The sequence below is a fragment of the Streptomyces monticola genome (assembly GCF_042665355.1).
GTDB classification, from domain to species: domain Bacteria; phylum Actinomycetota; class Actinomycetes; order Streptomycetales; family Streptomycetaceae; genus Streptomyces; species Streptomyces monticola.
Window position 1 is genome coordinate 816,553 of sequence record NZ_JBHTCF010000001.1, and the last position, 23,870, is coordinate 840,422.

The following is a 23,870-nucleotide window of genomic DNA, read 5'->3' on the forward strand; positions in this document are numbered from 1 at the left end:
GTCAGAGCCGCGTGGTGTGATGGGACGCATGATCGAAGATCTCGAAGGTTTTCTCGAACACGGCCTCGGTGATGTGGAGGAAGCGGTCCGCAAGGCGGCCGCGGCCGAGGTCATGCCCCGTTTCCGGCAGCTCGCGGCCCACGAGATCGTCGAGAAGAACGGCCCGCACGACCTGGTGACCGTCGCCGACCGCCGCGCCGAGGAGCACCTCACGGCCGCGCTCACCGGGCTCCTGCCCGGCTCCGTCGTGGTGGGCGAGGAAGCGGTGCACGCCGATCCGGCGAGCTATGCCGCCCTGCGCGGCGACGCCCCGGTGTGGATCGTCGACCCGGTCGACGGCACCCGCCAGTTCGTCCACGGCGACCCCGGCTTCTGCACCCTCGTGGCGCTCGCCCGCGGCGGCGAGCTGCTCGCCTCGTGGACCTATGCCCCGGCGCTCGACGAGATGGCCGTGGCCGTGCGCGGCCGCGGTGCGCGCCTGGGCGGCAAGGAGCTGCGCTGCGGCGCACCCGAGCCAGGCCGGCCCATCGAAGTGGCCACGTCCCACCCGGACTTCACCACCCCCGACCAGAAGCGGGCCCTGCTCGGACTGCGCACGGACGGCGTGCACACGCGTCCCTGCGGCTCCGCAGGCCTGGAGTATCTGGCCATCGCCAAGGGCGAGCTGGATGCGATCGCCTTCTCCTGGGAGAACGCCTGGGATCATGCGGCCGGTCTGCTCCTCGTCGCCGAGGCCGGCGGCGACCACCGCACCGTCGCGGGCGAGCACTTCCGCATCGCGGGTGACAACGCACTGCCCTTCACCGCGGCCCGGGACACGGCCACGGTCGACCGGCTGGTGGCGCTCCTGTCGGGCGGAGCCTGATCCAGGGCGGCGCGCGTCGGTGCGTCGGGCGCCCCGCTCGTGGGGTGCTCCATCGAAGTCCCCGTCGGGTGCTCCATCGAAGTCCCCTCACCCGGGGCCGGGCTGTCAGTGGGCCCGCCTATCCTCTAGGTCAGTGGCCACCGACTGACAAAGGAGTCCGAAGGTGCCGTCGATGCTCGATGCCGTCGTCGTGGGAGCGGGACCCAATGGACTGACCGCTGCCGTGGAGCTCGCACGGCGCGGCTTCTCGGTGGCCGTCTTCGAGGCCAAGAGCACCGTGGGCGGGGGAGCGCGCACCGAAGAGCTGACCCTGCCCGGTTTCCGGCACGACCCGTGCTCCGCCGCGCACCCCCTGGGCATCGGCTCCCCGGCCTTCAAGGACCTGCCCCTCGGGCGGTACGGCCTGGAGTGGCTGCACGCCCCGCTCCCGATGGCGCACCCGTTCCCCGACGGCACCGCCGCGGTCCTGTCCCGGTCGGTCGCCGAGACGGCGCTGTCGTTCGGACCGCGAGACGCGGGCGCGTACCGCCGCCTGGTGGACCCCTTCATCGGCAAGTGGGACACCCTGGTCAGGGACTTCATGTCGCTGCCGTCGACCGCGCTGCCCCGCGACCCCGTCACCCTCGCCCGCTTCGGCCTCGCCGGGCTGCCCCCGTCGTCCTGGCTGATGGCCCAGCGGTTCCGGGACGAGCGGGCCAAGACCCTGTTCGCCGGGCTCGTCGCGCATGTCATGGCCCCGCTCGGCGGGCTCGCCACCGGTGCCGTCGGCATGGTCTTCGCGCTCGCCGCCCACGAGCACGGCTGGCCGGTGGCGCGCGGCGGCTCGCAGTCGATCTCCGACGCCCTGGCCGGGTATCTCAAGGACCTCGGCGGCGCCGTCCACACGGACTATGAGGTGAAGCGCCTCGACGACCTGCCGCCCGCCCGCGCCTATGTCTTCGACACCTCGCCCACGGCCCTGGCCAGAATCGCCGGCCTCGGCCGGGTCTACGACGGATATCGCTACGGCGCCGCGGCCTTCAAGGTCGACTACGCCCTGGACGGCCCCGTGCCCTGGACCGCGGAGGAGCCGCGGAGCGCGGGCACCGTCCAGGTCGGCGCCGACCGGCACGAGATCGGCGCGGCCCTGCACGCCGCGTCCCGCACCCGGCAGGCCCCGGACAGACCGTTCCTGATCACCACACAGCCCAGCGTCGCCGACCCGTCCCGCGCCCCCGAGGGCAAGCAGGTGTTCTGGGCGTACGGCCATGTGCCGAACGGCTGGGACGGCGACCTGACCGACGCCATCGAGCGCCAACTGGAGCGGTTCGCCCCCGGGTTCCGTGACCGTGTGCTCGCCCGCGCCGTCGCGGGCCCGCCCGAACTCGCCGCGCGCAACGCCAACTTCGTCGGCGGGGACATCGCCTGCGGCGCCGCTTCCGGACTGCAGCTCCTGCTGCGCCCGAAGCTCAGCCTGTTCCCGTACCGGACCCCGCACCCCGCGATCTTCCTCTGCTCACAGGCCACCCCGCCGGGCCCGGGCGTCCACGGAATGCCGGGTCACAACGCCGCGAAGGCGGTGTGGCGACGCCTGCGCACGATGGGCTGACGCTGCGGGCCGGTACGTCCTGCTCGGGGTGGCGCGACCGGGCTGAGCGTTCCGCGGGAAGTCGGGTATGGCATCTGCGGGTGCGTCGTGGCTTGTCGCTCCCCCAGCTACCGCTGGGGGTACCCCCAGCGCGGCGGAGCCGCATATCGACACCAGCCCCGCGCCCCTTCGGGGCACGGCAGCGCCACGCTTCCTTCCAGCGCGACTGCGCGACTGCGCGACAACGTGACCGCGCGAAGCCGCTGACGGCGGTCTGTCGCCCCGTCTCGGTGGGGCCGGCGGCCATGATGGGCGTATGAGTCCCACTCTCACCCTGGTCCAGGGCGACATCACGCAGGAGTCCGTCGACGCGATCGTCAACGCGGCCAACTCCTCGCTGCTCGGCGGCGGCGGGGTCGACGGGGCCATTCACCGGCGCGGCGGTCCCGAGATCCTCGCCGACTGCCGCAGGCTGCGCGCCGGGCACTACGGCAAGGGCCTGGCGACCGGACAGGCCGTGGCCACCACCGCGGGGCGGCTCGACGCACGGTGGGTGATCCACACCGTAGGGCCCAGGTACGCGCGCGACGAGGACCGTGCCGAGCTCCTCGCCTCCTGCTACCGCCAATCGCTGCGTGTCGCCGACGAGTTGGGCGCACGCACGGTCGCCTTCCCCGCCGTCTCCGCGGGGATCTACGGCTGGCCGATGGAGGACGCCGCCCGGATCGCCGTGGAGACGGTACGGAACACGGAGACGGCCGTCGAAGAGGTCAGGTTCGTGCTCTTCGACGACCGGGCCTACGCCGCGTTCGCCGCGCGCATCGCCTGACCTCCTCGGCTCAGCCGGTGCCGCCCGGGGCGCCGGGGCTCGTCGACGCCCCGGCCCCGGCCCCCGCCAGAGCAGCCAACTCATCGGGTGTGCGTGGGCCGTTGTCCGTGTCCGTGAGGAGGCCGTGGGTGCGCAGGAGGGTTGTGACGGCGATGCCCCACGGGAGGCGCAGGCCGGCCTGGGCCAGGAGGTCCGGGCGGGCCAGCATCGTGCTCACCGGCCCGGTGCGCACCCCGGCGGGGGTGAGCAGCGCCGCGTCGTCGGCCCAGCGCAGGGCGAGGTCCACGTCATGGGTGGCCATGACGACCGTGGTGCCGGACTCTCGGAGCCGCCCCAGGGTGTCGAGCAGACGTTCCTGGCCGTCGGGGTCGAGGCCCGCGGTCGGTTCGTCGAGGATCAGCACGCGCGGACGCATCGCGACGGCACCGGCGATCGCGGTCCGCTTGCGCTGGCCGTACGAGAGCAGATGGGTGGGCCGGTCGGCCAGGGCGCCGATGTCGAGCGCCGCGAGCGCCTCGTCGACCCGGGCGCGCACCTCCGGGACGGGCAGGCCCAGGTTCATCGGCCCGAACGACACGTCCTGCCCCACCGACGCGGCGAACAGCTGGTCGTCCGGGTCCTGCACGACGAGCTGGACGGTGGTGCGAAGCCGGGTCAGGCCCGCGCGGTCGTAGGACACCGGCCGTCCCGCGAGGGCAAGGCGGCCCGTGTCCGGGCGCAGTCCGCCGCTGAGCAGCCGCATGAGGGTGGTCTTGCCGCTGCCGTTGCGCCCGAGCAGCGCGAGCGCACGGCCCTCGGACACGGCGAAGTCCAGTCCGCTGAGGACGGTCGGCCCGTCCTCGTACGCGTAGGAGGCACCGCTCAGCGAGACCAGCGGATCACGTGGATCCCCGGGCCCCGGCCCCTGCGGTCCGGCAGGGCCGCCGGGTTCACTCCGCTCGCTCATGACAGTGGGAACCTTTCCAGTACGAGGGTGAGGGCCGTCAGCGCCACCAGGAGCCCCGCGCTCCCGGCCACGAAGCGCCGCGATATCCGGGCCTCGGGCACGAGCACGCGCAGGGTGCCGTCGTAGCCGCGTCCGGCGAGCCCCGACTGCAGGCGGCCGGCCCGGTCGAAGGCGCGCACGAACGCGGTGGCGCCGAGCCCGGCGAGTGAACGCCAGGCGGCGCCGCGGGAGGTGTGGCCGAGGCGCGCGGCCTGGGCCTGCCGGATCCGGCTCATGGAGTCCAGCAGCAGAAAGCTCATCCGGTACGTCACGAGCGCGACGTCCACGACCGCCGCCGGTACCCCCGCCTTCACCAGGCGTGGCAGCAGATCCGACATCGGTGTGGTGAAGGCGAACAGGAGGACCCCGAGTGAGGCGGCCGAGGTGCGCAGGAGCAGGCCCCCGGCGCGCGCGGGGCCGCCGTCGGCGAGCGTCACGAAGCCGTCGGGGCCGCCGAGTTGGACCAGCAGGGTCAGGGCCCCCGTGACGCAGAAGCCGAGCGGGACGCGGTAGGCGCGCCACAGTTTGCGCGCCGGCACCCCGGCCGGGCCGAGCAGCGCCGTGGCCGCGGCGACGAGCACCAGGGCCGCGCCCGGCCACGGCGGCAGGGAGATCGCGAGCACGGTGAGGCCGAGGCCGAGCACGGCCTTGTCCACGGGGTGGCGGCGGCGCCAGCGACTGCTGTGCGCCGCCGCGTCGATGGGCAGCACGCGGGCTCAGTCCCGACCGGGTCCGGCGGTGGAGCCCTCCGGTGTCGATGACCGCTGCGACTGCTCCGACCGCTCTGACTGCTCTGACTGTTGCGACAGCTCCGATTGCTGCGACCGCTCCGACTGCGCCGCGGCCGCCCGCTGTTCGCCCTGCCGGCGCCCCCTGCGCAGCCCGAAGTAGTACGCGAGCACACCCGCGCCGATCGCCGCCTGCAGGGCGAACAGCGCCGACTCGATCTCGCCGGACGGTGGTTCGTACAGGGGCGAGAACCAGGGCTTGTAGTCCGGCTCGATCTCGGTGATCGCCGCCTCGGCCTCACCGTCGGAGCCCGCGAACGGCTCCTTCTTGTGGTCGCCGAGCCCGAGCGCCAGCGGCAGCACGGCGAGGGCCGCGACGGCGAGGAGGAGCAGGGCGTTGATCTTGGCGTTGCGGCTCATCGGGTACCGACCTCCGGCTCCGTGTCCTGCGGCGCCCCCTGCTCGGCGGGACGCCCGTTCTGCTGCCCGTTCTGCTGCCCGGTCTGGTGCTCGCTCTGCTGTCCGGTCTGCTGCACGGTCCGCTGCCCGCTCTGCTGTCCGTTCTGCTTGCGCTGCAGCAGCACTCCGAGCCGGGTGAGTTCGCCCTTGCTCGACTGCACGAGCAGCCGCATCACCAGGACGGTGAGCAGCCCTTCGCTGATCGCGAGGGGGATCTGCGTGACGGCGAAGATGCCCCCGAACTTGCCCAGGGCGCCCAGGAATCCGCTGGCCGGATCCGGGAAGGCCAGGGCCAGCTGGACGCTGGTGACGCAGTACGTCGACAGGTCGGCGACGAACGCGCCGAAGAACACGGCGACCATCAGTGGTGCGCCGTACCGCTTCAGGAGCCGGTAGGCGCCGTATCCCGCCCAGGGCCCGACGATCGCCATGGAGAAGGCATTGGCGCCCAGGGTGGTGAGCCCGCCGTGGGCGAGCAGCAGCGCCTGGAAGAGCAGGGTGATGGTGCCGAGCACCGCCATGATCGGCGGCCGGAACAGGATGGCGCCGAGCCCCGTACCCGTCGGGTGCGAGCAACTGCCCGTCACCGAGGGCAGTTTCAGGGCCGACAGGACGAAAGTGAAGGCACCGGAGGCGCCGAGGAGCAGGGTGCTCTCCGGGTGCTCCCTGACCTCACGGGTGAGGGAGCGGACTCCGTGGACGACGAAAGGCGCGGACGCGACGCTCCAGGCGACGGCGTGCGCCGGCGGGAGGAAACCCTCGGCTATGTGCATGGTTCAGCGGACCCTCTCCAGCACCTCGTGGATGGACAACGCACCTTGGCCGGTCTCCTGGCTGACGGGTCGTACCGCCCGTACTCCGCCTTCCCGGATGCGTATGCACCCAGTGGCTGCCCGCAGAGGGCTGGAGCCGGACTTCCCGATTCACAGTGGCGAGGGCCGCACCGGCATCACACCGGTTTCCCGTACACCAAGGCGTGGCGACCTTATTGCGCGAGCGCGGCGCTGACAACTGCGGCCGCCCGGCCGTGGTGGTGCACACGTACCTGCACCACCACGGCGTACGCCCTGCTGAGAGGGGGCGGCGCCCGTTCCGGGACGCGTCCGGGGAACGGTCAGCGCCCGCCGGCGGGCAGCGTCAGCGCCCCGTGGCGGGCAGGGTGGAGCGGACCTCGTGGGCGGCGGCGACGAGGTTCTCCAGGGCGGCGCGCACCTCCGGCCAGCCGCGGGTCTTCAGGCCGCAGTCCGGGTTCACCCAGAGCCGCTCGGCCGGGATCGCCCCAAGGCCCTTGCGCAGCAGGGCGATCGCTTCCTGTGTGCCCGGCACGCGCGGCGAGTGGATGTCGTAGACGCCTGGCCCGACCTCGCGCGGGTAGCCGGCGCCGGCGAGTTCATCGGCGACCTGCATATGGGAGCGGGCGGCCTCCAGGCTGATGACATCGGCGTCGAGGTCGTCGATGGCCCGCAGGATGTCGCCGAACTCGGCGTAGCACATGTGGGTGTGGATCTGGGTGCCGGGGCTCGCGCCGCCGGTGGCGATGCGGAAGGCTTCCGTCGCCCAGGCGAGGTAGGCGGGGTGTCCCGCGGAGCGCAGCGGCAGCGTCTCGCGCAGCGCGGGCTCGTCCACCTGGATCACCGAACTCCCGGACACCTCAAGGTCGTTCACCTCGTCGCGGAGGGCGAGGGCGACCTGCCGCGCGGTGTCGGCGAGCGGCTGGTCGTCACGGACGAAGGACCAGGCGAGCATCGTGACCGGGCCGGTGAGCATGCCCTTGACCGGCCGTTCGGTGAGGGACTGGGCGTACGTGGTCCAGCGCACCGTCATCGGCTGCGGCCGTGCGATGTCGCCGGCCAGGATCGGCGGGCGGACATAGCGGGTGCCGTAGGACTGCACCCAGCCGTGCTGCGTCGCGAGATAGCCGGTGAGCTGCTCGGCGAAGTACTGCACCATGTCGTTGCGTTCGGGCTCGCCGTGCACGAGGACGTCGATGCCGGTCTTCTCCTGGAAGGCCACGACCTCGCGGATCTCGGCCTCGATGCGCTGTTCGTACGCGTCCGGGCCGAGGCGTCCCGCGCGCAGATCGGCGCGGGCGGTGCGCAGTTCGCCGGTCTGCGGGAAGGAGCCGATGGAGGTGGTCGGAAGCAGCGGCAGCCGCAGCCGCTCGCGCTGGGCGGCGGCCCGCTCGGGATAGGCCTGGGAGCGGCGCGTGTCGGCGTCGGTGACGGCCGCGGCGCGGGAGCGTACCGCCGGGTCATGGGTGAGGGGCGATCCGCTCCTCGATGCCAAGTCGGCGCGGTTGGCGGCGAGTTGGGCGGTGATGGTGTCGGTGCCCCGGGTCAGGCCACGGGCGAGTGTGGCGATCTCGGCGGTCTTCTGCCGGGCGAAGGCCAGCCAGCGGGCGATCTGCGGGTCGAGGCCCCTTTCGGCGGTGGCGTCCAGGGGGACGTGCAGGAGCGAGCACGAGGCGGCCACATCGACGCGGTCGGCCAGGCCGAGCAGGGTGCCGAGGGTGGCCAGGGACTTCTCCAGGTCGTTGATCCACACATTGCGGCCGTCGACGACCCCCGCGACCAGGCGCTTGCCCGGCAGCCCGCCGACGGCGGCCAGGTCGTCGACCTGAGCGGCGGCGGGCCCGGTGAAGTCGAGGGCGAGTCCCTCGACGGGCGCCTTGGCCAGGACCGGCAGGGCCTCGCCGAGCCGGTCGAAGTAGGAGGCGACCAGGAGCTTCGGCCGGTCGGTGAGGGCGCCGAGATCGCGGTAGGCGCGGGCGGCGGCGTTGAGTTCGGCGGGGGAGCGGTCCTGGACCAGGGCGGGCTCGTCGAGCTGCACCCAGTCGGCGCCGCACGCCCGCAGATCGGCGAGGACCTCGGCGTACACCGGGAGCAGCCGGTCGAGCAGGGTCAGCGGCTCGAAGTCCGGCGCCGCGGCGGGGGCCGGCTTGGCGAGCAGCAGATAGGTGACCGGGCCGAGCAGGACCGGGCGCGGGGTGTGCCCGAGCGCCAGGGCCTGGGTGAGCTCGGCGGCCTGCTTGCCCGGGTCGGCGGTGAAGACGGTGTCGGGGCCCAACTCCGGGACGAGATAGTGGTAGTTGGTGTCAAACCACTTGGTCATCTCAAGGGGCGCCACGTCCTGGGTGCCGCGGGCCATCGCGAAGTACCCGTCGAGCGGGTCCGCGTCGACGGCGGCGCGGTGGCGGTCGGGGATCGCGCCGACCATGACGCTGGTGTCCAGGACGTGGTCGTAGTACGAGAAGTCACCGGTGGGCACCTCGTGCAGACCGGCGTCGGCGAGCTGTTGCCAGGTGGTGCGGCGCAGTTCGGCGGCCGTGCGGCGCAGGGTCTCGGCGTCGGTCCTGCCCTTCCAGTAGCCCTCGATCGCCTTCTTCAGCTCCCGGTTCTGGCCTTGGCGGGGGTAGCCGTACACGGTGGCGCCGGCGGTGCGGGCCGCGGATGCGGCGGCGCCGGATGCGGATGTGGCTGTCACGGAACTCTCCTTCGCGAGCACTCGTTCAGGAATCCCGGGACCGGGCGAGGACGCGAAGGAACGGCGATGTGCGGCGAGTTCCGCAGGGGATGCTCGCGCTGCTGCCGCCGACCCGCCCTCGAGGTCACCGAGAAGCCGTGCGCGGTCGCGCACGGGCAGATGGCAGGTCTTCGGACTCACGGGCACGCCACATCCCTGTCGGGACGCGGCCCCTACTGGCCGTCGCTTCCCGGGTCCTGACTCATGGACCCAGTGCGTATGACGGCGGTCGTTCCCGCTCACCGCTGCGGGGCAGTCCCGGATTCCCACCGGGTTCCCTCTTGCGACGCGCCTGTCTGGCGGACAGGGCGAACCAGCTGCAGCGGTCAGCCTAGGGCACGCAGGGCGGACGTATGCGCGGGCGGTCGGGCAGTTCCTGGCAGCGGAAGGTTCATGTCGGATTCCCGCCAGCCGGTGCGGGAGCAGTGGGCGAAGCTTGACGTATGCACACCGACACCGAGAGCTGTGTACGCGCCGTTCAGTCCAAGGACGCCCGCTTCGACGGGGTCTTCTTCACCGCGGTCGTGACGACCGGGATCTACTGCCGTCCCAGCTGCCCGGTGGTGCCGCCCAAGCCGGCCAACATGCGCTTCTACCCGAGCGCCGCGGCCTGCCAGCAGGCCGGTTTCCGGGCCTGCAAGCGGTGCCGCCCCGACACCACACCCGGCTCGCCGCAGTGGAATCACCGGGCCGACACGGTGGCCCGCGCGATGCGGCTGATCGGCGACGGCGTGGTGGACCGCGAGGGGGTCACGGGTCTGGCCGCGCGGCTCGGCTACAGCACCCGGCAGATCGAGCGGCAGCTGCTCGCCGAGCTGGGTGCGGGGCCGCTCGCCCTGGCCCGCGCGCAGCGAGCGCAGACCGCCCGGATCCTGATCGAGACCACCGGACTGCCCATGGCGGACGTCGCGTTCGCCGCCGGCTTCGCCTCGATCCGCACCTTCAACGACACGGTCCGCGAGGTGTACGCGCTGGCCCCCGGCGACCTGCGCACCCGCGCCGCGCGCGCCGGGCATGCCGGGCACGCCGGCAAGAGTGGCCGGGACACCACTGGGGCGGCCGCCCCGGGCGTGCTGACCCTGCGCCTTCCGTTCCGTGCCCCCCTCAACCCCGACAACCTCTTCGGGCATCTGGCCGCCACGGCCGTGCCCGGCGTGGAGGAGTGGCGCGACGGCGCCTACCGCCGCACCCTGCGGCTGCCCTACGGCCATGGCGTCGTCGCCCTCACTCCGGCCGCCGACCACATCGGCTGCCGACTGGCCCTGACCGACCAGCGCGATCTGACCGTGGCGATCAGCCGCTGCCGCCGCATGCTGGACCTCGACGCCGACCCGGTCGCCGTCGACGAACAGCTGCGCACCGACGAACTGCTCGCCCCGCTGGTCGACAAGGCGCCGGGCCGCCGGGTGCCGCGTACCGTCGACGAGGCGGAGTTCGCGGTACGCGCGGTGCTCGGCCAGCAGGTCTCGACGGCCGCGGCCCGTACCCACGCCGCCCGCCTCGTCCTCGCCCACGGCGAACCCGTGGCCGACCCCGAAGGCGGCCTCACCCATCTCTTCCCGGCCCCCGAGGCGCTCGCCGCGCTCGACCCGGAGTCCCTGGCGCTGCCCCGCAGCCGCCGCACCACGCTGACCACCCTGGTCGGCCGACTCGCCGACGGCACCCTGAAACTGGGCGTCGAGAGCGACCGCGACGAGGCCCGCGCCCGGCTGCGGGATCTGCCGGGCTTCGGGCCCTGGACGGTCGACGTCATCGCGATGCGCGCCCTCGGCGACCCGGACGCGTTCCTGCCCACCGACCTCGGTGTCCGCAGGGCCGCGCAGGGCCTCGGTCTGCCGTCCACACCCGCCGCGCTCACCGCGCGAGCGGCGGCCTGGCGGCCGTGGCGGGCCTATGCGGTCCAGTATCTGTGGGCCACGGACGACCATCCCATCAACCACCTGCCCGCATAAGGGAGTTGCCATGAAACGGCACACCGTCACCGACAGCCCGTACGGCCCGCTCACCCTGGTCGCCACCGACGGCGTCCTGTCCGGCCTCTACATGGCCGGGCAGCGCCACCGCCCGGCCGATGAGTCCTTCGGCGAGCGCGCCGACCCGCACGACCCGCCCTTCGACGAGGTGATCCGCCAGCTGACGGCCTACTTCGCGGGCGAGCGCACCGTGTTCGACCTGCCGCTGCACCTGGAAGGAACCCCCTTCCAGCGCGAGGTGTGGGCCGGACTCCTGCGTATCCCCTACGGAGAGCGGCGTACGTACGGCGAACTCGCCGCCGAAATCGGCAAACCGGGCGCCTCCCGCGCCGTGGGCCTGGCCAACGGCAAGAATCCGGTCGGCATCATCGTGCCCTGCCACCGCGTCGTGGGCGCCGACGGCAGCCTCACCGGATACGGCGGCGGACTCGACCGCAAGCAGCGGCTGTTGGAGTCCGAAGGAGCGGAAAGGGCCGCGGCGGGCCTGTTCTGAGCAGGAGGGTAAGGTCCGCCTGGCACATGTACACGTCACGGTGGGAAGGCGGACCATGGCCACGAGGGTATGGCTGCGGACAACGGTCACAACGGGCCCGGCGAGCAAGAAGCAGCAACGGCCGGAGCCCGACGGCCGGGTGACCCGGGCGATACAGGCAGCCCCCGTGGACGCCCCCGAAGACCGCCGGACGGCCGCCGCCCTCGCCTATCCCGAACGCGTCCTGCCGCCCGGTGGCGTGAAGGAGTACCGCAAGGCACGCCGTTCCGGGTTCCGCGCCTTCACTCTGTGGGCCGACCCATACCGGCAGCAGGTCTACGCCCATGTCGTCACGCGGCAGTCGGCAGAGGGCAAGGCGGTGGCGTACGAGGTGCTCGGCGCGGCACAGGAACCGCTGGCGACCGTCGTCCGCGACAGGGCCCTGACCAAGGGGATCAGAACGCGCTGGACGGTGATGCAGCACGGCGCCGCGGAACTCAGCGGCGGCAAGGGCCACCCCGTCTGGTGGTTCGTCTGGTGGCTGATCTCCCCGATTCAGCTCTCCATCATCGTCCTGTCCTTCCTCGGGGGCCACGGCGATGTCGCGCGGATGCCACGCCGCATGAAGTGGCGGCGCGACGGGCGGACGGAGCTCGACTGGGACAGCCCCCACCTCAAGGTGTCCGAGCACGCTCTGGACCCGCGCGTGGCGGCAGGACTCGTCGCCCTCCTCGAGAGCCACGACGGGGTGTTCGGCACGTCCTGGGACGACGACCTGAAGTTCTGAGGCTCAGAGGGCAGAGGGCAGAGGGCAGAGGGCAGGGATCAGGGGGCAGGGATCAGGAGCCCGCGATCCGGGCGAGGAGCGCGGGCAGCGCCGTGCCGATCGGCTCGCGGACGACTTCCGCGGCGAGATCGTCGTACGGAGTCTCCTCCGCGTTGACGATGATCAGCCGCGCCCCGTGCTCCGCCGCCAGTCCGGCGAGGGACGCCGCGGGCTGCACCTGCAGACTCGTACCGACCGCGATGAACAGCTCGCAGGCCCTGGCGACGGCCATCGCCTCGCCGAGCACCGCCGGGTCGAGCCGCTCGCCGAACATCACGGTCGCCGACTTGAGGATGCCGCCGCACTCCAGGCACGCCGGATCGCTCTCGCCGGCCTCGACCCGTGCCAGGGCGTCCGCCATGGACGAGCCGGCCGCGCAGGTCACGCACACCACCGACCGTGCGGTGCCGTGCAGTTCGAGCACCTTGCGGGCGGGCAGCCCGGCGAGCTGGTGCAGCCCGTCGACGTTCTGCGTGATGACCCGCACCGGCACCCCGGCCCGCTCGAGGTCCGCCACCGCGCGGTGCGCGGCGTTCGGCTCGGCCTGCAGCGTGCGGTTCGCGCGCCGCATCTGCCAGGAGCGGCGGCGGATCTCCGGGTCCGAGACATAGGAGTCGTACTCGACAAGCTTCTGCGCCTCGGGATCGCGTCGCCAAAGCCCTTGCGGGCCGCGGTAGTCGGGGATGCCGGAGTCCGTGGAGACACCGGCACCACTGAGGATCGCGACGAGGGGCTGCTTGGTCATGGCGCGAGGGTACGCAGCCGTCCCCGCGCGGTGCGAGCGTAAATCCCCTGCGGCGGCGGGCCCGTCGCCTCGCGTCGCGTCACGTCGCGTGCGTCACCCGGCCGCCCGGACGCTCGGGCTCGCGGCACACCCCGCAGGTCATGAGGCGGGTCGCCCGCACCGGTACGCCCGGTGCCAGGCCCGCCGGGCGCTGCGCGGCGACCTCCGCCACGCGCGCGTGCTGTTCGCATACCGCCGCGCCACAGTGCCGGCACACCGCGAGGGCCACCACCACCCGCTTGTCCTTCGCGCAGTCGAAGCAGTGCATCGCGCTCCCCTCCCCGGGGCTGCCGAGGACCGGCCTCCCGCTCACCATCCTGGTTCCTACCGCATGCCGCGGCCAGGGGTGCCTGCACTTTCCGCCGTTTCCAGCACCTCTCGCCGGACGGTCCCACCCTGCGCGGCGGCCGTCACTCTGCGCGGCGGCCGTCACCCCGCGCGGCGGCCCTCACCCCGCGCGGTAGCCGTCCACCAGCTCCACCGGGCCGCGGCCCGCCTCGAGCGCGGCCAGGGCCGCCGTCACACGGCGGACCAGCCACGGCGGTCCGTACGCGTCGAGTTCGGCGACCGGCACCAGGCGCCAGGAGTCCAGCTCCTCCTCCTGCAGCACGATCGCGTCCAGCTGCTCCGGCGCCAGAACGCCACCGTCGTACAGATAGGCCGCGATGGGCGGCCGGTCCGCACCGGAGACCCAGTCGATCGCGAGCAGCGGCCCCGGCACCGCGTCGAGACCGATCTCCTCCTTGGTCTCCCGGCGGGCCGCCTCGCGCGGGGTCTCGCCTTCGTCCGACTCGATGGTGCCGCCCGGAAGGGCCCAGCCGGACCGGTAGTTGGGCTCCAGGATCAGCACCCGGCCCTCGCCGTCACGGAAGAGCACGGCGGCGCCGGCGAGGATTTTGGGCAGGCCTGCGATGTAGGAGGCGTAGTCGAGAGTCATCCCGCCGAGCTTAGGCGGTGGGCGGGACGCGGTCCGGTTCAGTCCCCGGCCGTGCCACGGGAGGAGCCGTACAGCTGGTGCACCGCGCGCCCGCCCTCGCCGACCGGGACACTGATGTGCTCCAGGACGTCCTCGAGCACATCGATGTCACCGGTGCGCACGATCGGGTCGGGACCGGCGGCGGCGTGGGCGGGCGCGGTGGCGGACAGGGCGCCGATGACGGCGGCGGTCAGCACGGTCGTACGGCGCTTCATACACACTCCCTGCCGGGCGGGTACCGGGTCATTCCTCGTCCTGGCTGCGGGACTTCACGATCCGCCGCAGCCGGTGGTGACGGGTCGGTGCGCCCTGCTCGGTGATCGCGTCGCCGACCATCGCCTTGACCGCGTCCCGCAGGCCGTGCAGCGCCTGGTGCCGGGCGGGACCGGCGCCGGGATCGTCGCGCAGCTCCTTGTAGAGGGACCAGCAGAGCGTCAGCATCACGAGCACGAACGGCAGGGCCACCAGGATCGTCGCCGTCTTGAGCGAGTCCAGGCCGCCCGCCACGAGCAGCACCGCGGCGACCGCGCCCATCAGCACGCCCCAGGCGACGACCAGCCAGGTCTTCGGGTGCAGGGCGCCCCTGCTGGTCAGCGAACCCATCACCAGGGACGCCGAGTCGGCGCTGGTCACGAAGTACGTCATGACGAGCAGCATCGCCACCCAGGACGTGACCGTGCCGATGGGCAGCCCGTCCAGCATGCCGAACAGGGAGGCCTCCACGCCTTCCTTCATCTTGCCCGCCATGTCGACCTTGCCGGTCTCGTCGAGCCGGATGCCGGTGCCGCCCATCACGCAGAACCAGACGACCGTGGCGGAGCTGGGCACCAGGAGGACGCCGATGAGGAACTCACGGATGGTCCGGCCGTGCGAGATACGGGCGATGAACGTGCCGACGAACGGCGCCCAGGAGAGCCACCAGGCCCAGTAGAAGATCGTCCAGGCGCCGAGCCAGCCGCTGTCGCTGAAGGAGCCCGCGCGGGTGGCCATCGGGATCAGCCAGTGCACATAGCCGCCGACGCTCTCGGGGATCGCGTCCAGGATGTAGACGGTGGGGCCGAGGATGAAGACGAAGGCCATCAGGACGGCGGCGAGCACGATGTTGAGCGTGCTCAGCCACTTGACGCCCCGGTGCAGACCGGAGAAGGCCGAGACCACGAACGCGGCGCCGAGTGCCACGATGATGATCAGCTGGAGCGTCTTGGTGTCGTCGACGCCCGCCGTGAGGTGCAGCCCCTTGGAGACCTGGAGGGCGCCGAGGCCGAGGCTGGTGGCGGTGCCGAAGACCGTGGCGAACACGGCGAGCAGATCGATGATCCGGCCCGGCCAGCCGGCCGCTCGCCGCTCGCCCATGAGCGGTACGAAGGCCGAGCTGAGCCGGTTGCCGCGGCCCTTGCGGAACCCGGCGTAGGCGAGGGCCAGGCCCGCGATGCCGTAGATCGCCCACGGTGTCAGCGTCCAGTGGAAGAAGGAGTACTGGAGCGCGATGTTCGCGGCGTCACCGGACTGACCCGTGGCGCCGGTCATCGGGGGCGGCGAGAGGTAGTGCTGCAGCGGTTCGCCGACGCCGTAGAACATGAGCCCGATGCCCATGCCCGCGCTGAACATCATCGCGATCCACGCGAGGTTGTTGAACTCCGGTTCCGAGTCGTCCCGGCCCAGCCTGATCCGCCCGAAGCGGCTGAAGGCGATGAGGAGGCACAGGACGAGGAAGACGTCCGCGGCGATGACGAAGAGCCAGGCGAAGTTGTCCAGGACCCAGGCGAGGGCGGTGTCCGAGACGCTGCTGAAGGACTTCTTGCCGAGCGCGGCCCAGCCGACGACGCCGAGGACCGCGGCCACCCCGATGCCGACCAGCAGGTAATCGGGTGCGTCGTCGCCGCTCGGAGCGGGCGGGTCGGGTGCGGGTGACTGATCGATGACTTCCGTGCTCATGCTGTCCCACTATGGGGGTGTATGGCCGGTTTCATCCGGGGGGCACGCCGTCTCGACGTGAGGGCGGCCATGGGCACGGAGTACCTGGTGAGGTTATGGTCGCAGCGGCGCGACTGCCTTGACGTGAGCAAGGCCCGGAAAGCAAGGGGATCCAAGGTGGCGGACGCTGCAGCGACGGCGGCGACGGGACGTGCACAGGCGCGACGTGTGCTGATAGCCGCGGACAAATTCAAGGGCTCGCTCACGGCCGTGCAGGTCGCGGAGCGGGTGACGGCAGGACTGCGCCGGGTCGACCCCGAGGTCCGGGTCGAGGCCCTGCCGGTGGCCGACGGCGGCGACGGCACGGTCGCGGCGGCGGTCGCGGGCGGCTTCGAGCGCCGCGAGGTGACGGTGACAGGACCTGTCGGCACCGAGGTCACGGCGGCGTACGCGCTGCGCGGTGACACCGCGGTCGTGGAGATGGCCGAGGCCTCGGGCCTCCAGCTGCTCCCCGAGGGTGTCTTCGCCCCCCTCACCGCCACCACCTACGGCTCGGGCGAGCTCCTTCGCGCGGCCCTCGACGCGGGCGCGCGCACCATCGTCTTCGGCGTCGGCGGCAGCGCCACGACCGACGGCGGCGCCGGCATGCTGGCCGCGCTCGGCGCCACGTTCCTGGACGAGGACGGCGAGCCCGTCGCGCCCGGCGGCGGCCCACTGCGCGAGCTGGTGAGCGCCGACCTGTCCGGCATCGACCCCCGTTTCGCCGAGGTCGACCTGATCCTCGCCAGCGATGTCGACAACCCGCTGACCGGCCCCAAGGGCGCCCCGGCGGTCTACGGCCCGCAGAAGGGCGCGTCCGAGGAGGACGTGGCGACCCTGGACGCGGCACTCGCCCACTTCGCCGTCGTCCTGGAGAAGACGGCCGGGCCCGAGGCCGCCGAGCACGCGAAGGCCCCCGGCGCCGGTGCGGCGGGCGGCATCGGCTACGGCGCGCTCGTCGCCCTCGGCGCGCGCTTCCGTCCCGGTATCGACGTGATGCTGGACGTCCTGGGCTTCGCCCCGGCCCTGGAGCGGGCCGACCTGGTGATCACCGGTGAGGGCTCCCTCGACGAGCAGACCCTGCACGGCAAGGCGCCCGCGGGCGTCGCGGCGGCGGCCCGCGCGGCCGGCGTCGAAGTCGTGGCGGTCTGCGGCCGTCTGGCGCTGTCGCAGGAAGCACTGGAAAAGGCCGGGATCAGCCGGGCCTATCCGCTGACTTCCGTTGAGCCGGATGTGCAGAAGTGCATCGCGGACGCCGGTCCGATTCTGGAGGCGGTGGCCGAGGTGATCGCGCGTGAGCGGCTGATCTGAGGTTCTCCCGCGGCTTTCGGGTGCAACGCCGGACGGGCTGGTCCAGTTGTCAGCCTGTCCGGCGTTCGAGGACGAGCCCGAAGGGCGATTCACGGTGCGGTGAACCGCGGCCACCTCACTCGTCCCCGCGCAACAACCTCACCCTTGAGTCAAGCGGTGAGCGTCGAGCGCAAGGGTCATCTCCGTCAGGTCCCGGGGCCGTGACAGGGAGCGGGACGTCAGCTGCTCCAGTCTGCGCAGGCGGTTGAAGACCGTGTTGCGGTGGCAGTAGAGGCGTCCGGCGGCGCGCCCCGCCGAGCCCTCGCAGGCCAGCCACGCCTCCAGCGTTTCGAGCAGCACCGCACGGTCCGCCGGGTCGAGTTCCAGGAGCGGGTCGAAGACATCGGAGACCAGGAGGCGGGCCAGCTCCGGCTGGCTCACCACCAGGGCCGTGGGCATCCGCCGGTCAAGACGTACGATCCCCGTCGCGTCCGGCGGGCAGGTGCGCAGGGCCAGTTCGGCGAGGCGGCGGGCCTGACCGAGGCGGCCGAGGCCCGTCACGACCGGGCTGATGCCGCCGGGCCCCGGGCAGCGCCCGTCGAGCAGCTCCGCGAGCGCGTCGAGCCCGGTGTCCTCCGCGAGCGCGGCGACGCCCACTTCGTAGTCCGTGCGCATCCGCCAGACGAACCGCACCCCGGCCCCCTGGATCAGCCGGTGGAACGGTTCGCGCCCGTCGCGCCGCTCCACCCGCAGGACGACCACCGCGTACCGCCCGTGCTCCGGCAGATCGAGGCCCGCGGCCGCCCGTGAGGTGAGCTCCGGCTCGCGGCGTCCGTCGAGGAGGGCGTCGAGCAGCGCCTGCAGGCGTTCGTCGGTGCGCCGGCGCAGTTCGAGCTCCGTGGCCCGGTACGCCTCGGCCACCGTGTCCGCCTCCTCGTCGACGGCCGACCACACCATCGTCGCCGACTGCATCAGGACCGCGAGGCGCTCCGGCTCCTTGGCCGTCGCCGTCTCCATCAGGGTCTCCCACACCAGCTGGCCCGCCTGCCGGTAGGCGTGCACCAACAGGTCGAGCGGCAGCCCCTGTTGGGCCCGGCGGCGGCCGAGCAGCTCGGCGTGCAGCAGGTCGCGGCGCGGTGCGGCACGCGGCGACCGGATCGCCTCGATCCCGATCCTGATCGCCTCCTCGGCCTCCTGCCAGTGCTGGTCGTAGGGAATGACACGTCCATACGTGGCGGAGTGCGCGGCAAGTCTGCGCAGATACTCGTCGACCAGTTCCGGCAGCCGTTCGAGCAGCGTGCCGCAGGTCTCCGCGAGCAGCTTCCAGTCACGCCTCGTGCGGGGTCTGCGCTCGGCCATGAGGCGGAGGATGCCACCCCTTCGCGGTTCGCGGCAGAGCCCTGACAGGCGGTGTTGTGCGCGTGCACAACACGCTGCCCGGCCCGCTGGTCACCGGCAGCGATTCGACGGTGCCGCATAGACGTACCGACTGGTCGGTGCTGGGGTGAGCGCCACCGCAGGCCACCGGTGGGCGCCACCGCAGGCCCTCAGGGAAGGGGAGTCATGGGAGGTGCCGCACTCGACGTACGGCAGCTGTCGGTCGGCTACGGGCCGGTGCGCGCACTGCGCGAGGTCACGCTGGAAGTGCCGGAGGGCGCCGTCGTCACCGTGCTCGGCAGCAACGGCGCGGGCAAGTCGACGCTGCTGCGGGCCATTTCCCGCACTCTGTCCTTCCACGGCGGCGCCGTCACCGCCGGTTCCGTGGCCTTCGCGGGACGTCCCCTCGAAGGCCGTACCCCCGACCGGGTCGTGGCCGCCGGTGTCTCCCAAGTACCCGAAGGGCGCCAGGTGTTCGCACGCATGACGGTCGAGGACAACCTGCGGGCGGGCGCGCTCGGGGCGCGCGGCGACCGGGGAGCGCGGTCCGCCGCCCTGCGCCGTGTCCACGAGCTGTTCCCCGTGCTCGCCGAGCGCGCACAGCAGCGCGCCGGGCTGCTGTCCGGCGGTGAGCAGCAGATGCTGGCGGTCGGCCGCGCCCTGATGGCCGCGCCCCGGCTGCTGCTCCTCGACGAGCCCTCGCTCGGCCTCGCCCCGATGATGGCCGCCCGGATCGCCGACACCGTCCGCGAGATCAACGCCCAGGGCACCTCGGTGCTCCTGGTCGAGCAGAACGCCGCACTCGCGCTGCGGCTCGCGTCCCGCGCGTACGTCCTGGAAGTGGGCGAGGTGACCTTGTCGGGGCCGGCCGACGAACTGGCCGCGTCCGACGAGGTGCGCCGCCGCTATCTGGGTGTCGTCGACGAGACGGCCGCCGCCGACGCGAGCGGCGCCGCGGCCTCGCACCCGTCCCTGACCCGGTGGAAGGGGTGAGCACCATGGCGCCCACCGCAGACAACCACGGCAGCGCGGACGACCACGGCAGCGCGGACGACCACGGCAGCGCGGACAGCCACGGCGGCGCGGACAGGACCGGCACCCTGGACACGGCCGCTCCCGCCGACACCCCCGGCAGCACCGGCGTGCCCGCCCTCACCGTCCGCGAGCTGACCGTCCGCTTCGCCGGCCTCACCGCCCTCGACGCTGTCGACTTCACCGTGCGGCCCGCCTCCGTGCATGCCGTCATCGGGCCCAACGGCGCGGGCAAGTCCACCTGCTTCAACGTCCTTTCAGGGGTCTACCGGGCCACGTCGGGCAGCGTCCGCTTCGGCGAGCGCGAGCTGACAGGACTGCCGCCGCACCGCATCGCCGCGCTCGGTGTCGCCCGTACCTTCCAGAACCTCGCCCTGCCGCCGCGCGCCACCGTCGCCGACAGCCTGCTCCTCGGCCGCCACAGCCTGACCCGCAGCGGCTTCGTCGCCGCCGGGCTCCGGCTGCCGTCAGCGATCCGCGAGGAGGCCAGGCACCGTGAACGCGTCCGCGAGATCGCCGCGTTCGTCGGCCTGGAGCGTCAACTCGACCAGCCGGCGGGCTCGTTGCCGTACGGGCAGCAGAAGCTCGCCGAACTCGCCCGAGCCCTGTGCATGGAGCCCAAGCTGCTGCTTCTCGACGAGCCCGTGGCCGGCATGACCGCCGATGAACGGCGCCGCACCTCGGCCGTCATCGCCGGGGTCCGTGACAGCCTCGGCATCTCCATCGTCCTGGTCGAACACGACATGGGCGTGGTCATGCGCCTCGCCGACTCCGTCACGGTCCTCGACTTCGGCCGCCGGATCGCCGACGGCGCCCCCACCGACGTACAGAACGATCCCGCAGTCGTACGCGCCTACCTCGGCGACCCCGGCAACGACGAGGAGGCCACCTCATGAGCACCTTCGCCGAACTCCTCCTGAACGGCGTCTCATTGGGCTCCGTCTACGCCCTGATCGCCCTCGGCTTCGTAGTGATCTTCCGGGCCACCGAGGTGGTCAACTTCGCCCATGCCTCACTTCTGCTCGCCGGCGGCTATCTCACCGCCGTCCTGCACGACGACATCGGCTTCTGGCCCGCGCTCGTCGCCGGGATCGCGGGCGCCGCCCTGGTCGGCGCGGCCGTGGAGTTCCTGGTGATGCGCCGCTACCGCGGCCGGGACCACAGCGTCCTCGCCATCGTCACCATCGGCGTCGACATCCTCCTGCTCACCGACCTGACCCGCCGTATCGGCACGGACGTCCTCACCGTGGGCGACCCCTGGGGCGATGCCGTCGTCACCGTCGGCTCCGTCACCATCGCCGAGACCCGGATCGCCGCGCTCATCGCCGCGGGACTGCTCATCACCGCCTTCCTGCTCGCCTTCCGGCACACCTCCTGGGGGGTGGCGATGCGGGCCGCCGCCGAGAGCGCCGAGACCGCCGCCCTGATGGGAGTACGCCTCACCCGGGTCTCGCTCGGCGCCTGGGCGGTGGCGGGCGGACTCGCCGCCGTGGCCGCCCTGTTCCTCACCGTCTTCCCGACCCCCGGCCTCGATCGCTCCACCTCGCTCGCCGCCCTGAAGGCCTTCCCCGCGGCGATTCTCGGCGGCCTCGACTCCACCACCGGAGCCCTGGTCGGCGGCGTGATCGTCGGTGTCACCGAGTCCCTGGCCACCGGCTACCAGAGCGATCTGACCTTCATGGGCCGTGGCCTCGGCGACCTCGCGCCCTATCTGGTCATGGTCGCCATCCTCCTGGTACGCCCCTCTGGCCTCTTCGGCACGAAGGAGCTCGCCCGTGTCTGACGTACTCGTCCGCCGAGAGGCCAAGGACACGACGGGCCCGCGGCGCCCCCGGTGGGCCGCACGCCCGAAGGCCTACGTCTGGTTCGCCGGCGCGTTCCTGCTGCTCGCCCTGCCCTTCTATCTCGACCGCTTCTGGCTGCAGGCCGGGCTCTTCGCCATGGCCGCCGCGGTCGGCGCCATCGGTATCAACCTGCTCACCGGCGCCACCGGCCAGCTCTCCATGGGGCACGCCTTCTTCCTCGCCGTCGGCGCCTACGGCTACTGCGCCCTCGCAGGCGACGGCAGCGACCGGCTGACCGGCCTCGGCCTGCCCACCTGGCTCGCCGCCGTCGGCGCGGTCGCCCTCGCGGGCCTAGCGGGCGGTCTGTTCAGCCCCATCGCGGGCCGCCTCCGCGGCGCCTACCTCGGCATCGCCACGCTCGCCCTGATCTTCATCGGCCAGCACGTCCTGTTCAACGCCCACGATCTGACCGGCGGCTTCAACGGCCGTGACGTACCGCCCCTCAGCCTGTTCGGCCTGACCTTCGACGAGAGCGAACTCGTCGTCGCGGCCGTGCCGTTCGGGGCGGCCGAGAAGCTCTGGTACGCCGGGCTCGTGCTGCTCGTGGGCTGCGCGCTGTTCGCCCGCGGCGTCCTGCGCGGCCGCCCCGGGCGGGCCATGAACGCCATCCGCGACCACCGCATCGCCGCGGGCGTGATGGGCGTACCGGTGGCGCGCTACCGGGCCGGGGTGTTCGTGCTCTCCTCGATGTACGCGGGCCTCGCGGGCGTGCTGCTCGCCCTGGTCTTCCAGCGCACCGTCCCCGACTACTTCGGCATGGTCCTCTCCCTGGAGTACCTCGCCATGATCGTCATCGGTGGCCTCGGCTCGGTCGCGGGCGCCGTGGTGGGCGCGGTCTTCGTGTCCCTGCTCCCACAGCTCCTGACCCGCTACAGCGATGCCCTGCCCCTGGTCTCGGCCCCCGGCACCGGCGGCGTCGCCCCCGGCGAGGCGTCCCGCTATCTCTACGGCGCCGCGGTCGTGGCGGTCGTGCTCTTCCTGCCCGGCGGCCTGGTCAGGCTCGCCGCCCGGCGCAGCACCTCAAGACAGGCAACTCAAGGGGAGGAACAATGACTTCACACACCGCACGGTTCCGGGCGACCGCAACCGTGCTCGCCGCGCTGCTCGCGCTCGGCGCCACATCGGCCTGCAGCGGCAAGGCGAAGAACTCCGGCGGGGACGGCAAGGCGGGTGCCGGGGGAGTGAAGACCGGTGACGGCGTCTCCGACAAGAAGATCACGCTCGGTGTGCTCACCGACATGACCGGGGTGTACGCCACCCTCGGCAAGAGCGTCACCCAGGCTCAGCGGCTCTATGTGAAGCAGACCAACGCCGAGGGCGGCATCTGCGGCCGCAAGCTCGAGCTGACTGTGCGCGACCACGGTTACGATCCGCAGAAGGCCATCGCCGCGTACACCGAGCTCGAACCGAAGGTGCTCGGCTTCGCCCAGTTCATCGGCTCGCCCTTCGTCGCCGCGGTCAAGCAGCGCATCGACTCCCAGGACAAGGCCCTGGTGATCCCGCAGGCCTGGTCCGCGTCGCTGCTCGGCAGCCCGTACATCCGCGTCCTCGGCTCCACGTACGACATCGAGACGATCAACGCGATCGACTTCCTGATGAAGGAGAAGGGCCTGAAGAAGGGCGACAAGCTGGGCCATGTCTACTTCGAGGGCGACTACGGCGAGAACTCCCTCGCCGGCTCGCGGCACATGGCCGAGGAGTCGGGCCTGACCATCGTCGAGCAGAAGATCAAGCCGACCGACAACGATATGTCCGCGCAGGTGGCCGCCCTGAAGAAGGCGGGCGTCAAGGCGGTGGTGATCAGCGCGGGCCCGCGCCAGGCGGCCTCCCTGGTCGGCGTCGCGGCGGCCGGCGGCTTCCGCGTCCCGGTCATCGGCAACAACTCGGCCTTCGCGCCCCAGCTGCTCGCCACCCAGGCGGGACCGGCCCTGGAGAAGATGTACTACGTCGCGACACCCGCGCTGCCCATCGGCGCGGACGCCGAGGGCCCCAAGAAGCTCGCCGCCGCCTATGCGAAGGCCTATCCGAAGGACGCCCTGGACAACGGCGTCGTCGCGGGCTGGACCGCGGCGTCCGCCTTCGGTCAAGCGCTGGAGCGGGCCTGCAAGGACAAGGACCTGACCCGTGAGGGCGTCGACAAGGCCCTCCTGACGATGTCCGACTACGACAGCGGCTTCGGCCCCCAGAACTTCACCGACCCCAAGGCGCCCTCCTCCCTGGAGAGCGTCATCATCCGCCCGGACAAGGGCGCCAAGGGCGGCTCGTCGGTGGTGCGGGAGGGCGAGGCGTCCGAGGCGGCACAGGCGTACAAGCGCGACTGACGACCGCGCGCCAGGCGGCACGGGGCATGTGAAGCTGCAGGCGGCACAGGGCACGCGAAGGGGCCGG

General features: G+C 72.5%; 23 protein-coding genes and 2 riboswitches. Of the genes, 12 read left to right on the forward strand and 11 right to left on the reverse strand.

Translation table 11 applies throughout. The features are described from left to right. Positions 1-28 precede the first annotated feature (28 nt). The 3 genes from ACFQVC_RS03315 (at position 29) to ACFQVC_RS03325 (ending at position 3,261) form a co-directional block, all read left to right on the forward strand. On the forward strand, positions 29-865 hold the full coding sequence (locus ACFQVC_RS03315; protein ID WP_381826175.1) for an inositol monophosphatase family protein: 837 nt from the start codon (positions 29-31) through the stop codon (positions 863-865). 172 nt (positions 866-1,037) lie between these two features. Further along, positions 1,038-2,453: a phytoene desaturase family protein gene (locus tag ACFQVC_RS03320; protein WP_381827086.1), complete on the forward strand. Its 1,416-nt coding sequence runs from the start codon at positions 1,038-1,040 to the stop codon at positions 2,451-2,453. A gap of 295 nt (positions 2,454-2,748) precedes the next feature. Continuing rightward, positions 2,749-3,261, forward strand: a complete 513-nt coding sequence (locus tag ACFQVC_RS03325; RefSeq protein WP_381826177.1) for an O-acetyl-ADP-ribose deacetylase — start codon at positions 2,749-2,751, stop codon at positions 3,259-3,261. 10 nt (positions 3,262-3,271) lie between these two features. Here ACFQVC_RS03325 and ACFQVC_RS03330 read toward each other — a convergent pair whose 3' ends face one another. The 5 genes from ACFQVC_RS03330 to metE form a co-directional block, all read right to left on the reverse strand. After that, on the reverse strand, positions 3,272-4,207 hold the full coding sequence (locus ACFQVC_RS03330; protein ID WP_381826179.1) for an energy-coupling factor ABC transporter ATP-binding protein: 936 nt from the start codon (positions 4,205-4,207) through the stop codon (positions 3,272-3,274). Continuing rightward, positions 4,204-4,956 (reverse strand): cobalt ECF transporter T component CbiQ, encoded by a 753-nt coding sequence (cbiQ, locus tag ACFQVC_RS03335; RefSeq protein WP_381826181.1) that lies wholly within the window; start codon positions 4,954-4,956, stop codon positions 4,204-4,206. The genes ACFQVC_RS03330 and cbiQ overlap by 4 nt, the downstream gene beginning before the upstream one ends. Before the next feature lie 6 nt (positions 4,957-4,962). Beyond that, entirely contained in the window at positions 4,963-5,394 is a 432-nt protein-coding gene (locus tag ACFQVC_RS03340; RefSeq protein WP_381826183.1) for an energy-coupling factor ABC transporter substrate-binding protein, read from the reverse strand. Further along, complete coding sequence (locus tag ACFQVC_RS03345) at positions 5,391-6,206, reverse strand: energy-coupling factor ABC transporter permease (protein ID WP_381826185.1); 816 nt, start codon at positions 6,204-6,206, stop codon at positions 5,391-5,393. The genes ACFQVC_RS03340 and ACFQVC_RS03345 overlap by 4 nt, the downstream gene beginning before the upstream one ends. 30 nt (positions 6,207-6,236) lie before the next feature. Further along, positions 6,237-6,422: riboswitch (cobalamin riboswitch) on the reverse strand. Positions 6,423-6,570: 148 nt separating this feature from the next. Next, a complete protein-coding gene (gene metE / locus ACFQVC_RS03350; RefSeq protein WP_381826187.1) occupies positions 6,571-8,916 on the reverse strand; it encodes a 5-methyltetrahydropteroyltriglutamate--homocysteine S-methyltransferase in 2,346 nt (781 codons plus the stop codon). A 144-nt stretch (positions 8,917-9,060) separates the two neighbouring features. Further along, positions 9,061-9,288, reverse strand: a riboswitch (cobalamin riboswitch). 110 nt (positions 9,289-9,398) lie between these two features. Between metE and ACFQVC_RS03355 the strand changes: the two genes are divergently transcribed. Genes ACFQVC_RS03355 through ACFQVC_RS03365 form a run of 3 tightly spaced genes read left to right on the forward strand, consistent with a single transcriptional unit; the run spans position 9,399 to position 12,187 of the window. Then, positions 9,399-10,907, forward strand: coding sequence for an AlkA N-terminal domain-containing protein (locus ACFQVC_RS03355; RefSeq protein WP_381826189.1), 1,509 nt, complete (start codon positions 9,399-9,401; stop codon positions 10,905-10,907). Between the two features lie 10 nt (positions 10,908-10,917). After that, positions 10,918-11,421: a methylated-DNA--[protein]-cysteine S-methyltransferase gene (locus ACFQVC_RS03360; RefSeq protein WP_381826191.1), complete on the forward strand. Its 504-nt coding sequence runs from the start codon at positions 10,918-10,920 to the stop codon at positions 11,419-11,421. A 55-nt stretch (positions 11,422-11,476) separates the two neighbouring features. Then, complete coding sequence (locus tag ACFQVC_RS03365) at positions 11,477-12,187, forward strand: hypothetical protein (RefSeq protein WP_381826193.1); 711 nt, start codon at positions 11,477-11,479, stop codon at positions 12,185-12,187. 52 nt (positions 12,188-12,239) lie between these two features. On the opposite strand, the gene ACFQVC_RS03370 is transcribed toward ACFQVC_RS03365, so the two are convergent. The 5 genes from ACFQVC_RS03370 to ACFQVC_RS03390 all read right to left on the reverse strand — a co-directional run bounded on the left by ACFQVC_RS03370 (position 12,240) and on the right by ACFQVC_RS03390 (position 15,921). Further along, positions 12,240-12,971: a Sir2 family NAD-dependent protein deacetylase gene (locus ACFQVC_RS03370; RefSeq protein WP_381826195.1), complete on the reverse strand. Its 732-nt coding sequence runs from the start codon at positions 12,969-12,971 to the stop codon at positions 12,240-12,242. Between the two features lie 79 nt (positions 12,972-13,050). Then, a complete protein-coding gene (locus tag ACFQVC_RS03375) occupies positions 13,051-13,326 on the reverse strand; it encodes a hypothetical protein (protein WP_381826197.1) in 276 nt (91 codons plus the stop codon). A 132-nt stretch (positions 13,327-13,458) separates the two neighbouring features. Next, positions 13,459-13,947 (reverse strand): NUDIX domain-containing protein, encoded by a 489-nt coding sequence (locus ACFQVC_RS03380; protein ID WP_381826199.1) that lies wholly within the window; start codon positions 13,945-13,947, stop codon positions 13,459-13,461. Between the two features lie 38 nt (positions 13,948-13,985). After that, the gene (locus tag ACFQVC_RS03385) at positions 13,986-14,201 is read right to left on the reverse strand and encodes a hypothetical protein (protein WP_381826201.1); all 216 of its coding nucleotides are present in this window, start codon (positions 14,199-14,201) and stop codon (positions 13,986-13,988) included. 28 nt (positions 14,202-14,229) lie between these two features. After that, on the reverse strand, positions 14,230-15,921 hold the full coding sequence (locus ACFQVC_RS03390; RefSeq protein ID WP_381826203.1) for a BCCT family transporter: 1,692 nt from the start codon (positions 15,919-15,921) through the stop codon (positions 14,230-14,232). Between the two features lie 156 nt (positions 15,922-16,077). Here ACFQVC_RS03390 and ACFQVC_RS03395 point away from each other — a divergent pair, with 156 nt between their 5' ends. Then, positions 16,078-17,250, forward strand: coding sequence for a glycerate kinase (locus ACFQVC_RS03395; protein ID WP_381826205.1), 1,173 nt, complete (start codon positions 16,078-16,080; stop codon positions 17,248-17,250). A 138-nt stretch (positions 17,251-17,388) separates the two neighbouring features. Here the strand turns inward: ACFQVC_RS03395 and ACFQVC_RS03400 are convergent, their stop codons facing one another. After that, positions 17,389-18,588 (reverse strand): PucR family transcriptional regulator, encoded by a 1,200-nt coding sequence (locus ACFQVC_RS03400; protein WP_381826207.1) that lies wholly within the window; start codon positions 18,586-18,588, stop codon positions 17,389-17,391. 204 nt (positions 18,589-18,792) lie between these two features. Here ACFQVC_RS03400 and ACFQVC_RS03405 point away from each other — a divergent pair, with 204 nt between their 5' ends. The 5 genes from ACFQVC_RS03405 to ACFQVC_RS03425 are packed head-to-tail and all read left to right on the forward strand — an operon-like array spanning position 18,793 to position 23,803. After that, a complete protein-coding gene (locus tag ACFQVC_RS03405) occupies positions 18,793-19,599 on the forward strand; it encodes an ABC transporter ATP-binding protein (RefSeq protein ID WP_381826209.1) in 807 nt (268 codons plus the stop codon). A 5-nt stretch (positions 19,600-19,604) separates the two neighbouring features. After that, the gene (locus tag ACFQVC_RS03410) at positions 19,605-20,534 is read left to right on the forward strand and encodes an ABC transporter ATP-binding protein (protein WP_381826211.1); all 930 of its coding nucleotides are present in this window, start codon (positions 19,605-19,607) and stop codon (positions 20,532-20,534) included. Then, a complete protein-coding gene (locus ACFQVC_RS03415; protein WP_381826213.1) occupies positions 20,531-21,421 on the forward strand; it encodes a branched-chain amino acid ABC transporter permease in 891 nt (296 codons plus the stop codon). Before ACFQVC_RS03410 ends, ACFQVC_RS03415 begins: the two co-directional genes overlap by 4 nt. Further along, positions 21,414-22,535, forward strand: a complete 1,122-nt coding sequence (locus ACFQVC_RS03420; protein WP_381826215.1) for a branched-chain amino acid ABC transporter permease — start codon at positions 21,414-21,416, stop codon at positions 22,533-22,535. The genes ACFQVC_RS03415 and ACFQVC_RS03420 overlap by 8 nt, the downstream gene beginning before the upstream one ends. After that, positions 22,532-23,803, forward strand: coding sequence for an ABC transporter substrate-binding protein (locus ACFQVC_RS03425; RefSeq protein WP_381826217.1), 1,272 nt, complete (start codon positions 22,532-22,534; stop codon positions 23,801-23,803). Before ACFQVC_RS03420 ends, ACFQVC_RS03425 begins: the two co-directional genes overlap by 4 nt. Positions 23,804-23,870 lie beyond the last annotated feature (67 nt).